Source organism: Rothia sp. 11273D007AR (genome assembly GCF_053547255.1).
Genome location: NZ_JBPPWJ010000008.1, coordinates 15,600 through 29,157, shown reverse-complemented (window position 1 = coordinate 29,157; position 13,558 = coordinate 15,600). Strand labels below are relative to the sequence as shown.

The 13,558-nt window shown below is 59.7% G+C and carries 10 protein-coding genes; 5 read left to right on the top strand and 5 right to left on the bottom strand.

Annotated elements, in window-relative coordinates; translation table 11 throughout:
• Positions 1–74: 74 nt before the first annotated feature.
• Complete coding sequence (locus tag ACED88_RS05770; protein ID WP_449107638.1) at positions 75–1,133, bottom strand: Ltp family lipoprotein; 1,059 nt, start codon at positions 1,131–1,133, stop codon at positions 75–77.
• A gap of 305 nt (positions 1,134–1,438) precedes the next feature.
• Here ACED88_RS05770 and ACED88_RS05765 point away from each other — a divergent pair, with 305 nt between their 5' ends.
• Entirely contained in the window at positions 1,439–2,734 is a 1,296-nt protein-coding gene (locus tag ACED88_RS05765) for an adenylosuccinate synthase (RefSeq protein WP_449107637.1), read from the top strand.
• Positions 2,735–2,856: 122 nt separating this feature from the next.
• Positions 2,857–3,870, top strand: coding sequence for a magnesium and cobalt transport protein CorA (locus ACED88_RS05760; protein ID WP_237242659.1), 1,014 nt, complete (start codon positions 2,857–2,859; stop codon positions 3,868–3,870).
• A 109-nt stretch (positions 3,871–3,979) separates the two neighbouring features.
• Here the strand turns inward: ACED88_RS05760 and ACED88_RS05755 are convergent, their stop codons facing one another.
• A complete protein-coding gene (locus ACED88_RS05755) occupies positions 3,980–5,515 on the bottom strand; it encodes an MFS transporter (protein ID WP_449107636.1) in 1,536 nt (511 codons plus the stop codon).
• Between the two features lie 142 nt (positions 5,516–5,657).
• On the opposite strand from ACED88_RS05755, the gene ACED88_RS05750 reads away from it, so the two are divergent.
• Positions 5,658–6,188, top strand: a complete 531-nt coding sequence (locus ACED88_RS05750; RefSeq protein WP_449107635.1) for a TetR/AcrR family transcriptional regulator — start codon at positions 5,658–5,660, stop codon at positions 6,186–6,188.
• Here ACED88_RS05750 and ACED88_RS05745 read toward each other — a convergent pair.
• The 3 genes from ACED88_RS05745 to ACED88_RS05735 all read right to left on the bottom strand — a co-directional run bounded on the left by ACED88_RS05745 (position 6,185) and on the right by ACED88_RS05735 (position 10,342).
• Complete coding sequence (locus ACED88_RS05745) at positions 6,185–7,846, bottom strand: alpha,alpha-phosphotrehalase (RefSeq protein ID WP_449107634.1); 1,662 nt, start codon at positions 7,844–7,846, stop codon at positions 6,185–6,187. The two genes, ACED88_RS05750 and ACED88_RS05745, sit on opposite strands and share 4 nt — an antisense overlap.
• 159 nt (positions 7,847–8,005) lie before the next feature.
• On the bottom strand, positions 8,006–8,740 hold the full coding sequence (gene treR, locus ACED88_RS05740) for a trehalose operon repressor (RefSeq protein WP_237199233.1): 735 nt from the start codon (positions 8,738–8,740) through the stop codon (positions 8,006–8,008).
• Between the two features lie 396 nt (positions 8,741–9,136).
• Positions 9,137–10,342, bottom strand: a complete 1,206-nt coding sequence (locus tag ACED88_RS05735; protein ID WP_449107633.1) for a cobalamin-independent methionine synthase II family protein — start codon at positions 10,340–10,342, stop codon at positions 9,137–9,139.
• 593 nt (positions 10,343–10,935) lie between these two features.
• On the opposite strand from ACED88_RS05735, the gene ACED88_RS05730 reads away from it, so the two are divergent.
• A complete protein-coding gene (locus ACED88_RS05730) occupies positions 10,936–11,445 on the top strand; it encodes a GNAT family N-acetyltransferase (protein WP_449107632.1) in 510 nt (169 codons plus the stop codon).
• Positions 11,446–11,619: 174 nt separating this feature from the next.
• Positions 11,620–13,458 (top strand): dihydroxy-acid dehydratase, encoded by a 1,839-nt coding sequence (gene ilvD / locus ACED88_RS05725; RefSeq protein ID WP_449107631.1) that lies wholly within the window; start codon positions 11,620–11,622, stop codon positions 13,456–13,458.
• Positions 13,459–13,558 lie beyond the last annotated feature (100 nt).

Genomic DNA, 13,558 nt, shown 5'->3' with positions numbered 1-13,558 from the left:
TTCTACACACACAAAAGCCCGCACTGACCCCATTTCAGAGAAAGGGGCAGAGCGGGCTTTGATATTTTCTAGTTTTAGAGATTATCGATGGCGTACTGGGCCTGTTCGGGGGTGAATTTTTCACCGTATTCGCTAATGAGTTGATCGTAGAGACGGTCTGTGCTCATATCCATAGTATCTAGGTAATTACGGGCTGACTCCAGAGCCTCAGCATTCCAATCTGCCTTGACATTATCTACCGCATATTGAGCCTGCTCAGGTGTGAACTGTTCGCCGTATTCACTAGTTAACTGGTCATAGAGACCCGCGTATGAGAAAGGCATGATATCGATGTAGTTCTGTGCGCTTCCCAAGGCTTCAGCATTCCAGTCAGCGTTGAGATTATCCATTGCATACTGGGCCGCCTCAGGTGAGAACTTTTCACCGTATTCACTGGTGAGTTGCTCGTAGAGACCTGCGTACGAGAAATCCATGATGCTGAGGTAGCGGTTTGCGGTTGAAAGGGCATTGCTGTAATCGCGTGGGACATCACTACTAGCAGAATTAGTCTGCTGGGATGCTTCGGTAGACGGCGCGCTCGAAGCAGCAGGGGCAGTTGTCGCAGGGGCAGTTGTCGCCGGGGTAGTTGTGGTTGGGGCTGCAGGGCTAGCAGGGGCTGTAGACCTTATGGGAGCAGTTGCCGTCGGGCTAGCTACCGCTGACTCAAGCTCTTGTAGGCTCTGCTGGAGCTCAGAATCGTTGGCGATGGTATTGAGCGCAAAGAAAAACAGGACGATACCTGAAATCACTGACCCGATCACCGAGAGTGCAATGGCGATAATCGAGGTGACCTTTTCCTTGTTCTTCTGGAAAAGGCCAACAATGCCGGTCACAAAAGCTGCAAACAGCAAGAGCCAGCCAAGGACGGCAACGGCGGGAATGCAAGCCAAAATAAAGCCGAGAACGCCCAGGCCCAGAGCCACCAGACCAACCACATTCTTAGGCTTTTTGCCGTTAGGTTGCTGTTGCGCGGCGTAGGGGTCCTGGTAGGGGTACTGGCCCGGTGCGGCATAAGCACCGGCAGACGATGCTGGCGCTTCGGGCTGACCAGGTTGAGAAGACGGAGTGTTAGGTGTGTATGGGTTTTCGCTCATACCTACCAGTTTAAAGACATTCTGAGTAAGCTCTGACTACAAGTCATATTATTTCTTAGTGCTTCATTGGTGCCCTCTACCTAAGTCCTTCCAGCACACCTGCACATCTTCTAAAGTACCGCCCGGCGTCCGCCCACCTTCTACCGCTAGTAGCGCAAAACCTGGAACACCTGCCCAAACACAAACCACCCTTGCTATCCTTAAGAATGGTGTGCCCTGCGTCCGCGCCGTCTGCACAGGCCGCGCAGCCCCACCCCACCGCCGTGAAACCCGGCAGGTGACCACCCTATTCAGGAGTAAGACTTATGCCAGCAATTGTGATTGTAGGCGCCCAGTGGGGCGACGAAGGTAAGGGCAAAGCAACCGACCTGCTCGGCGGCCGCGTCGACTACGTCGTCAAGCCCAACGGCGGTAACAACGCAGGCCACACCGTCGTCGTCAACGGCCAGAAGTTCGAGCTCAAGCTCCTTCCCGCCGGCATCCTCTCAGAAAACGCTGTACCCGTCATTGGTAACGGTGTCGTCGTCAACCCCGAAGCTCTCTTTGAAGAAATCGACGGTCTTGAAGCCCGTGGGGCTGACACCTCCAAGCTCAAAATTTCAGCGAATGCCCACCTGGTAGCGCCTTACCACCAGACCATGGACAAGGTCACCGAACGCTTCTTGGGCAAGCGTGCCATCGGCACCACCGGCCGCGGTATCGGCCCCACCTACATGGACAAGGTAGGACGCCTGGGCATTCGTGTGCAGGACATCCTCGACGAGTCCATCCTGCGCCAGAAGGTTGAAGGCGCCCTGCGTCAGAAGAACGAACTGCTGGTCAAGGTCTACAACCGCCGCCACGTCGAGGTTGAAGAAATCGTTGATTACTTCATGAGCTTCGCCGACCGCCTGGCACCCATGATCGTTGAATCAACCCAGCTGCTCAACAAGGCCCTGGACGAGGGCAAGACCCTGCTCATGGAAGGTGGCCAGGCTACCTTCCTCGACGTAGACCACGGCACCTACCCCTTCGTCACCTCCTCTAACCCCACCGCAGGTGGCGCCTCCGTTGGATCCGGCGTCGGCCCCACCCGCATTTCCCGCGTCATCGGTATTCAGAAGGCCTACACCACCCGCGTGGGCGCTGGCCCCTTCCCCACCGAACTCTTCGATGACATGGGCGAATTCCTGCGTACCACCGGTGGCGAGTTCGGCGTGAACACCGGCCGCCCCCGCCGCTGCGGCTGGTACGACGCGGTTCTGGCCCGCCAGGCTGTGCGCATCAACGGCTTCACCGACCTCTTCATCACCAAGCTGGACGTGCTCACCGGGCTAGAGAAGATTCCCGTCTGCGTTGCCTACGACGTGGACGGCGTGCGTCACGACGAGATGCCCATGACCCAGTCAGACTTCCACCACGCCAAGCCCATCTACGAGTACTTCGACGGCTGGACCGAAGACATCACCGAGGCCAAGACCCTCGATGAACTGCCCGAGAACGCCCGCAAGTACTTGGAGAAGCTGGAAGAAATCTCCGGCTGCCGTATCTCGGCCATCGGCGTTGGCCCCGGCCGCGAGCAGACCATCGTGGTGCGCGACCTGATTGAGGACGAGAAGTAGGGCGGACGTCCGCGCCCCTTCCCCTGCACCGGGTAGGTACCATCTAAATCAGAAAAACCCACCAACTAGGTGGGTTTTTCTGATTTAAATGGTCTTTTTGTAGAAGGACTACGATAGACACCATGCCCTTACTCAACACACTCAACCACACCACCGGGGCCGTCACCGGCTACGACTCCCTCGCCGACCTTGCCCGGGCCTTCACTCCCGGCACCGATTGCGCTTATATCGGCCTGGTTGACCCCTCCCGCGACGACCTCACCACCCTCACCGGCCTCTTCGACCTGCACCCCCTCGCCGTTGAAGACTCCGAGCAGGGCCATCAGCGCTCCAAGCTCGATCGCTACGGCAGCACCTACTACCTGGTGCTCCGCCCGGCGATCTACCTCGATGACACCGAAGAGATCCGTTTCGGTGAAACCCACATGTTCGTGGGCGAGAACTTCGTGATTTGGCTTGTCAAAGATGCCCTGCGCTCTGTCGACACCACCCAGCGCACCATGGACGCGGTCTTCTCGGGCGCACTGGAGAGCCCCACCATGCAGGCCTACCCACTGGCCTTCCTGCACCGGGTGCTCGATATGCTCGTGGACGGCTACTTCCCCGTCATTGAGGGGCTAGAAAACGACGGTGACGAAATCGAGGACGCCCTCTTCTCCGATAACTCCGAAGCCAGAGAGATATCGCAGCGCATCTACAGCCTGCTGAACGAGGTCAGCGACTTCAAACGGGCGGTCAAACCGGTGGGGCAGATGCTGGACCTGCTCATGGGGCGTATTCGTATTCAGGCTGAGACCGGCGATGAGCACCAGCTTGAGTTGCTCCGCCACTTCCGTGACGTGAAAGACCACGTGATTCATGTGGTTGACCGGGTAGACGACCTGCGTTCCTCTCTCGAGAATGCCCTGGCGGTGAACTCAACTATCGTGGCTGAGCGGCAGAATGACGACATGAAGAGAATCTCGGCCTGGGCTGCGATCCTGGTGGCCCCCACCGTCATTGGCTCGATTTACGGCATGAACTTTGACGTGATGCCCGAACTTCACTGGACCTTCGGCTACCCGGCGTCCCTGCTGCTGATGGTTGTGGTGTCCTTTGGGCTGTGGGTGGTCTTTAAGAAGAAAGAATGGCTTTAGCGGTCTGCTGGCCTACTCCCCGGAAAAGACCATTTAAATCAGAAAAACCCACCTAGTTGGTGGGTTTTTCTGATTTAGATGGTACCTACCCTGGTGGGGCGGTGCGTCCCTACATCTTCACTCCGCGCAGGGTGCGCACCACCATCACGGCGCAAATCAGCATGAGCACCACGCCGATGGCAGAGGTGTAGACTACGCCGGAGTCGAAGGCGTGCTGGGCCGAAGCCAGCAGAGCAGCGCCGGTTTCCCCACCGATGCGTTCGGCGGTTTCCGCAGCCCCGCCCAGGGTCTCGCGGGCAGCGTCCGCGTCCGCTGCACTAACCCCCTCGGGCACCACCAGGTGGGCAACATAGGCCGCGTTCAGGATCGACCCCAGAATCGCCGTGCCCATAACCGAGCCGGTCTCGTAGGCGGTCTCGGAGATAGCGGACGCCGCACCCGCCTTGTGCGGGGGCACAGCGGCCAGGATGATGTCGTTGGTCAGGGTCTCAGCGAAGCCAATGCCCACACCGAGCAGGGCAAAGGCGACCAGAATACCGGTGTCTGAGCCAGAATCGGCGGTGAAGAAGACCAGGGTGAAGGCCGCTGCGTTCATGAGCAGGGCGCCGGCAATCACAATCCAGGGCTTGACCACCTTGACGATGTACACCACGACCAGGCCTGCAATGACGGTCAGCACCAGGCCGGGCAGCAGTACCAGGGCCGCGCTAAAGGGGGAGTGGCCGCTCACCAGCTGCAGGTGCTGGGAGACGAAGTAGAGGAAGCCGACCAGCGAGAAGATCGCCATGAGATTGGTGAGAACCGCACCGGTGAACTGCTTGTTGGTGAAGAGGCGCACGTCCAGCATGGGGTTGGTGCGCGCCAGCTGACGGCGGGTAAAGGCAACACCGCAGGCGGAGGCAATTAGCAGCAGGACGACGGTGAGCAGGTCGAAGCCGTCGTGCGCGAAGTGCTTGATGGCGTAGACGAAGGGGGTCATGGTCGCCATAATCAGGGCGATGCTGACGAAGTCGATGGTGCCGGGGTTGGGGTCCTTGGAGTTGGGGATCAGCCAGAAGCCCAGCAGGAGCATGGGCAGGAGGACGGGGACGGCCATGAGGAAGACCGAACCCCAGTAGAAGTGCTCCAGCAGGAAGCCGCCGACGACGGGGCCCAGGGCTGCGCCGCCAGCAAAGCCGGACGCCCAGATAGCGATGGCGGTGCGGCGTTCGGTGGCATCGGAGAACATGTTGCGGATAATCGAGAGTGTTGCGGGCATGAGCATAGCCCCGAAGATACCCATGCCGGCGCGGGCGGCAATGAGCCAGGCGGCGGTGGGCGCGAAGGCAGCGGCTGCCGAGATGACGGTAAAGCCGAAGCCGCCTAACAGGAGCATGGTGCGGCGGCCAAAGCGGTCACCCATGCTACCTGCGGGGATGAGCAGGCCCGAAAGAATCAGCGGGTAGATGTCGTTGATCCAGAGCAGCTGGGTGCCGCTGGGAGAGAGCTGGGCTGAGATTTCGGGTAGGGCAAAGGAGAGCACGGTGTTGTCGACAGAGACCAGGAGCACCGGCAGCATAAGGACGGCCAGGGCCGCCCAGCGGCGGGAGTAGGGTGCTGTGGTGGGTTCGGTGACGACTCTCATCTGGCCGGTTGCGGGGTGCATGTCTGCTCTTTCGTGAGGACGGCTACCTGGGGTTGGATGCCCGCTGGGTGCGGGTGTTGCGTCGGTAGCTTTAGTTCAACACAGATTACTGTACCGTCTGGACGGTTTTGTTTTCAAGTGCCAGCCCGGTAGGGTGGAACACATGAGTTCTCGCGAAAAAATCCTCGACGCCTACGAAGCCCTGCTCATTGAAGAGGGGGAGCGGGCGGCGTCCATGAACGCTATTGCCTCCCGCGCCGGGGTGTCGAAGGGTGGCCTGCTCTACCACTTCCCCGATAAGACCGCCCTAATCGACGGGCTGTTGGAACGGGCCTGGGCGCTTGCTGAGCGGGATTTCAAGGCCATGGCAGATGACCCTGCCGGGGCCTGCGCCTACTATGTGCGCACCTCCATGTACCAGGACACCCCGTTTGTCCGGGTTTTTGTGGCCGCGTCGCGTCTGCGTCAGGACGCCGCCGAGAAGGTCGCCGGGGTCTATGACAGGATCCAGGGCCGCTGGTTTGAGATGATTCGGGCCGAGGTGCCCTCGGATGCGGTGGCACGAGCTATCTTGCTAATGGGGGACGGGCTCTACTACAACGCGGCGGTTGCCAGTAGTGAGTCCCGCCCCAACCTTGCCCTCAGTGGCGATATGCACGCCCTGCTCGAGGTCGTGGAGCAGCTCAAGGGCTAGCCAGCCAGTACCGCTACCGCCTCATAGGGTCGCAGGGTAAGGGTGCCTGCGTCAGTGGCGGCGTCCAGCGCAGAAGAATTCTTGTAATTACACAGGAGCACCGACCCCGCCGCGAACTCGGCAGGCAGCTGCACGGGGGCGTCCTTACCGTAGAAGTTGCAGAGCACCAGCAGGCGCTGACCCTCGTACTCTCGTACAAACCCGTAGACGCTCTCGTGCTCGCGGGCAAAGGGCTCGTAGGAACCCTCAGCAATCAGCGGCAACTCGTGTCGCAGGCGCACCAGCTCCCGGTAGAAGGGCAGAATGGTGCCCTCAGCCTCTTCGCGCTCCACGTTAATGTCGGCCTGCGAGGTGGGCATGAGCCAGGGCTTTACCCGCGAGAAACCGGCGAATTCGGAAGAATCCCATTGCATGGGGGTTCGGGAGTTGTCACGGGACTTCTTGGTGACAATGCGGAAGGCCTCGGCCTCGCTCACGCCCCGCTCCTGCAGAATGGCAAAGGCGTTGTGGGATTCAACGTCCACGTAGTCATCCATGGACGAATAGACCGGATCAACCATGCCGATCTCTTCGCCCTGGTAGATGTAGGGGGTGCCGCGGGTCAGGTGCACGGCGGCAGCCAGCATGGTGGCGGACTCAGCCCGGTAATGCTCCACATCACCAAAGCGGTTGATGGCGCGGGGCTGGTCGTGGTTATTCCAGAAGGACGCCTGCCAGCCACCTCCCGCCTGAATACCTACCGCCCAGTCGGTCAGCAGGCCCTTAAGAGCCATGAAATCAAAGGGCACATCAGACCATTTTTCGGCACCGTCATAGTCCACCTTGAGGTGGTGGAAGGAGAAGACCATATCCAGCTCCTGGTTGGCCGGGTTGGTGTAGCGCACGCTGCTGTCGATGGTGGTGGACGACATCTCGCCCACGGTCACGGTGCCCTCGGTGTCGCCAAAGGTAGCCCGGTGCAGTTCCTGCACCCAGGGGTGGACACGGTCGGTGTCGGTGTAGATGAGCTTGTCGTTCTCGCCGGGTGCGGCATCCCGCAGTTCCTCAGCCTTGCCAATCACGTTGAGCACGTCAAAGCGGAAGCCGCGAACGCCCTTGTCCTTCCAGAAATTCACGACCTTAAAGAGTTCTTCACGCACCCTGGGGTTATGCCAGTTCAGATCTGCCTGGGTCACGTCGTAGAGGTGCATGTAGTAGAGGTCGGTGTCGCCAAACTGTGACCAGGCCGGGCCGCCGAACTTGGACTCCCAGTTGGTCGGCAGGGAGCCGTCCTCCTGTAGGGGGCGCAGGTAGAAGAAATCCTGGTACTCCTTCTCGCCGGCCAGAGCTCGCTGGAACCACTCGTGCTCGGTTGAGACATGGTTGAGCACCATATCGAACATCACCCCGATTCCTTCTCGCCCCAGGGCTGCAATCAGCTCTTCGGCGTCCGCCATGGTACCCATCTCGGGGTCTACCTCGTAGTAGTTAGCGATGTCGTAGCCGTTATCGTTCTGCGGTGAGACAAAGAAGGGGTTGAACCAGACCATGTCCACCCCCAGGGAGGCAATGTAGGGGACCTTCTCGATAATGCCCCGTAAGTCGCCCACCCCGTTGCCGTTCGAGTCGTAGAAGGACTTGGGGTAGACCTGGTAGATGACCTTATCGTGAAAGCTCATGGTGTGCTCCAAAGGGTAGGACGCCGGTGCTGGGGTGGCTGCGCCCGGTAGGTTAGGTGGGGTAAAAGAAAAGAAGCGTGCCCCGTCAAAGCGGGATACGCTCCTTAACCTTACCTGTCTAACAGGTGCTTCGGCTGTTGTTACAGCCGATGTGGAACTTTATTCAGAAACCGGAATTTCCTGGCGGCGGTGCGCGAAGTCCAGGTAACGGAACTTGTCAGCGCGGTGGCGGGAGATGGTGTACTGGAAGGCGGTGCCGTCCTCAAGCACAGTGATAGAGGTGGTCACAGCAACGTACTCGCCAGCGTGCAGGTTCAGGTACTTGGCATCGTTGGGGGTAGCCTGCTCGATGGTGATCTGCTTGGCAGATGACACAATGTTCAGACCCAGTTCGCCCTCAAAATAGTTGTAGAGGGAATCCTCAGCGACTTCGCGGGGGATCTCGGCAACCACGCTCTTGATGATGTAGTCGTGGTCGATGATGGCGGGGGCGCCGTCCATGTGGCGAACTCGCATGATGTGGGTGACGGGCACCTGCTCTACGGAGCCGTCCGTCAGGGCCTGGAAGGGTACATGCGGCAGTAGGGCGTCTTCCAGTTCAACCAGTTCGGTCTGGGTGTCGCGGCTGGCTGACTCGGCAAACTCCTTGTAGCTCACCAGTGAAGACACGGGAATGGAGTAGCGCTTGTGGTCGATGACCAGGGAGCCCTTGCCCATGATGCGCTGAATGTAGCCGCGGTCGGTCAGAATGGCCAGAGCCTTGCGGGCGGTCTCACGGGAGACATTGTACTTTTCGGTCAGCTTCTTTTCGCTGGGCAGCAAATCGCCCACGCCGTACTTGCCTTCATCAATGTCACGAGCCAGATCGTGGTAGATGCGTTCAAACTTTCCCATTTGGTTCCCCTAAGTAACAGGTGCAAGAGCACATTGTGCGAGATGGAGTGAGAGTTTCACACGGTGATTGTGTTTCCCTATAGTCTAGGACTCGCACGGGGTGTTTGCGAGAGACACACATGTAAATGTGTGTCACACGTTAGACAGGAATGTGACATGCCGGTTTTTTCCAGGAGGGTACGAGTTTGACCTGCAAAAACTCTGGTTAACGAGAGCACCCCTGATGGAAATGTGGCGCGAAACGCACTTTCGGGTTGTAAGAAGCGGCCCCCACCAGCGTCCGCTCGCCTCCCCTGGCCCCGCAGCAAGAGGACCGCATAACTTCAAAGGGACCGCATACTACGCGGTCCCTTTGAAGTTATGCGGTCCCCTTTAATGGTGGGGTGGGGTCTAGCCCTAGCCGAAGAGGCGCTCACTGGCGATGCGGGCACCTGCCGTCAGCGATTCCAGCTTGGCCCAGGCAAGGTCGGGGTGCAGGCGTCCGCCCAGACCGCAGTCGGTTGACGCCACCACGTTCTCCTTGCCCACCACCTGAGCAAACTGCTCGATGCGCTGGGCAACCAGCTCAGGGTGCTCAATCAGGTTGGTCGAGTGCGAGACAACACCAGGAATCACGTACTTGCCCTCGGGCAGCTCCAGGTTCTCCCAGACCTTCCACTCGTGGGCGTGCCGCGCGTTAGCGGCCTCAAAGGTGTAACCGGCTGCGTCAATAGACAGCAGGGTGTCGGCCAGGTGCTTGAATTCCAGGTCGGTGCTGTGAGGCCCGTGCCAGGATCCCCAACAGAGGTGGAAGCGGGTCTGCTCGGTCGGAATATCCTCCAGCGCGTAGTTGAGGGCATCAACGGCCACCTGAATAAAATCAAGGTAGTCGCGGACGCTGGGCTCGGGGTTAATCTGGTCCCAGCCCTCAGCCACGGAAGGGTCGTCGATTTGCAGGGTGAAGCCGGCATCGGTGATGGCCTTGTACTCTTCCTTCAGCACATCGGCCCAGGCGTAGATGTGCTCCTTATCGGTGGGGTAGTAGAGGTTACCCACGCGGGCAGCTGACCCGGGTGACAGGGCAGCAACAAAAGCACTGTGCGTCCCCTTGCCCTCGGTGGCAGCTGCCAGGTTGCGGACGTCCCGCCCCACCTCGTCCTGCCCCTGGTAGGTTAACGGGGCAACGGTAACAGGGAAACTGCGGTCGGGGTCGTTGCCCAGATCGAGCTCCGCGGTGTAGAAGTCCTGAAAACGGGTCCAGTCACGGCGGTCAGCAAAGCTGGTGTACTTGAGCTTGCCCGCCTCAGAACGGTGTACCTCGTTAGCGGGGTTGCCCTCGGTCAGCAGTTTTAGACCGCCGGTGCGGGCAAAGGAGTAGTGCCACCAGGCGCCGTAATCCACGGCCTGACTCATGGCATGCCCGTACTCGCCGTCGTTCACAATGTCGATACCGATGTCTACCTGGCGGTCAATCACTGCCTGGGTTTCCTCGGTCAGAATCTGCTGGAAATCTGCCTCGTCTATGCTGCCATCGCGGCGGGTGGCATTTGCTTCAATCAGGCGCTGGCTGCGCGGCAGGGAACCAACGTGAGTGGTCAGAATACGGTCGGTATTGATGGGCATAATCTGCTCCTGGGGTAGTCCTACGGCTGTAGAGGCTGCTTGCGTCAGCGGCCATAAACCCAGCTAACACCCCCACCTTGCGAGCCCCCAAGCCCTCCAGGCCCTAAGACGGCATATTTCAAAAATGAACTTCGGTGACGGATGCGCGTCATACGCGCGTCATGAGCCCCTGCCTCACCGTAAGGGGACCGCAAAACTCAAAAGGGACCTCATATTATGCGGTCCCTTTTAGGTTTTGAGGTCCCCTTTGAGAGGGCGCGGTGCGGAACCGTCCGCCCCTAGTCATCCCCAAGAGCTACTTGTTAGACTCGAAACAACAAGACCAAGGAAAGGAGCAGAACTATGACCTTAAACGCTAAAGATGCAACTCGCTGGCAGCCCACTCATCGAGCGGCCCGTCAAACCCTGCAAAAAGTTCTGCGCCATCACACCACGGCTATCGGGAACGACGGCCTAACGGATACAGAGCGAAAAACCCTCGCATCGGAATACGAAACCCAGCAGAACCGGGCTTTTTCGGCTCAGCATCGTAGAGCCCTTGAGCAGCTCGAGCCTACCCCAGTAGGATTAGCCCTCAAAAACTAGGGGCCTACGTGTATTTTCGAGAGCTCAGCACAAGCGATATACCGGCCCTTCAACAATGGGTCTGCACCTACCCTGCCAAGCGGCACTACCACACCGCTTCACACCCCGCGGAATGGGAGCTAAAGGTTCAAAGCTTCGTCCGGGAAACTCAGCCCCAGAAAATTGCCCGAGATCCCTACAAGGTCTCTATCGGAGCTTTCTTGGAGGAGCAGATAGCAGCTGTCGCTCTCATTACATATCGCCCCTATGATGATGTCTTCGACATTACCTATATCTCTACGGCCGCCCACGCCCAAAACCAGGGAATTGCACAACAGCTTATTCAGCAATGCGTTATCACAGCCCAAGAGCACCCCAAATTTAAAGACCTCACTAGCGACATCATGACCTGCGCTATCGATCGCAGAAATACAAAGTCTCAACGGGCCTTTGAGCGCTTTGGATTTACCCTAGTTGACGATAGCCACCCCCAGCTTCTGGAATATGCGCTGAGATTTATGCGAGGCTTACTGGAGTAGTGTCCCGCGGACGCCCGTCCTGCCGTCCCTGCCCCTTGGCAGGGGAGTGGAGGAGAGACCGTCCGCCCCTATCTTCACTATGTGAGAACGCCGCTTCCCACCCTGTGGACTACCCGCGCTCAGGCGTAGACTAGTACCCAAACCTCCAACCACAAACTTTCTTGGGAGCTAACGATGCCAGAACTGCGCTCGCGTACATCAACCCACGGTAGAAACATGGCAGGTGCCCGCGCACTGTGGCGCGCCACCGGCATGGGCGACGACGACTTCGGCAAGCCCATCATCGCTATCGCCAACTCCTTCACCCAGTTCGTGCCCGGCCACGTGCACCTGAAGAACATGGGCGAACTGGTCGCCGGGGCTATCCGCGAAGCAGGCGGTGTAGCCAAGGAATTCAACACCATCGCCGTGGACGACGGTATCGCCATGGGCCACGACGGTATGCTCTACTCCCTGCCCTCCCGCGACCTGATTGCCGACTCGGTCGAATACATGGTCAACGCCCACCGCGCCGACGCCCTGGTCTGCATCTCTAACTGCGACAAGATCACCCCCGGTATGCTCCTGGCAGCTATGCGCCTGAACATCCCCGTCATCTTCGTCTCCGGCGGGCCTATGGAGTCCGGCGAAGGCATTGAGGGAGTCGTTGAGCACCGCCTTGACCTGGTGGATGCCATGGTCATGGCGGTGGACGATAATGTCACCGATGACGCCCTGGCTCAGGTTGAGAAGAATGCATGCCCCACCTGCGGTTCCTGTGCCGGTATGTTCACCGCTAACTCCATGAACTGCCTCAATGAGGCGATCGGTCTTGCCCTACCCGGTAACGGCACCACCCTGGCCACCCAGGTCGCCCGCAAGCAGCTCTTCCTCGAAGCTGGCGCCAAGATTGTTGAGCTGGCCAAGCGCTACTACGAGCAGGACGACGAGTCTGTGCTGCCCCGCTCCATCGCCACCAAGGCCGCCTTCGAGAACGCTATGGCCCTGGACGTTGCCATGGGCGGCTCCACCAACACCGTTCTGCATATCCTGGCGATTGCTCACGAAGCTGGCGTCGACTTCACTCTGCGCGACATCGACGCGATTTCCCGCAAGGTGCCCTGCCTGGCCAAGGTAGCCCCCAATTCCACCAAGTACCACATCGAGCACGTGCACCGCGCAGGCGGTATTCCTGCCCTGCTCGGTGAGCTGGATCGCGCCGGTCTGCTGAACCGCGACGTCCACTCCGTGCACTCCGGCTCCCTGGAACAGTGGCTGTCTGACTGGGACATCCGCTCCGGCGCCGCCACCGACACCGCCAAGGAGCTCTTCCTGGCTGCCCCCGGCGGTGTCCGCACCACCCAGGCCTTCTCCACCGCCAACAAGTACGAGAGCCACGAAACCGACGCCGAAAACGGCTGCATCCGCGCCGTTGAGCACGCCTACACCAAGGACGGCGGCCTGGCCGTTCTCTACGGCAACATCGCCGAGGACGGGGCCATCATCAAGAGCGCCGGTATCGACGAGGAGCTCTTCCACTTCGTCGGCAAGGCCTTCGTGGTGGAGTCCCAGGACGAGGCCGTCTTCGAGATCCTGTCGAAGAACGTGAAGGAGGGCGACATCGTCGTCATCCAGTACGAGGGCCCCAAGGGCGGCCCCGGCATGCAGGAAATGCTCTACCCCACCTCCTACCTCAAGGGCCTGGGTCTGGGTAAGAAGTGCGCCCTGATTACCGACGGACGTTTCTCGGGCGGCACCTCCGGTATCTCCATTGGCCATATTTCTCCCGAGGCTGCTGCCGGTGGCGCTGTGGGTCTGATTGAGCACGGGGATGAGATTGAGATCGATGTTCACAATCGCATCCTGCGCGTGAACGTCTCCGACGAGGTACTGGCCGAGCGCCGTGCCAAGAAGGGCCCTGCCCCCTGGAAGCCCACCAAGCCCCGCGAACGCCAGGTCTCCAGCGCCCTGCGTGCCTACGCCTCCATGGTCACCAGCGCCGATAAGGGCGCAGTGCGCATCGTTCCCGAGTAAACCTCGGTTTTCACCCAAGATAAGGACGCCCGCCCCGGCTTACGTAAGCCGGGGCGGGCGTCCTTGTGCTGGGGGCCTCCTGCCCGGGTTATCTCAGCGT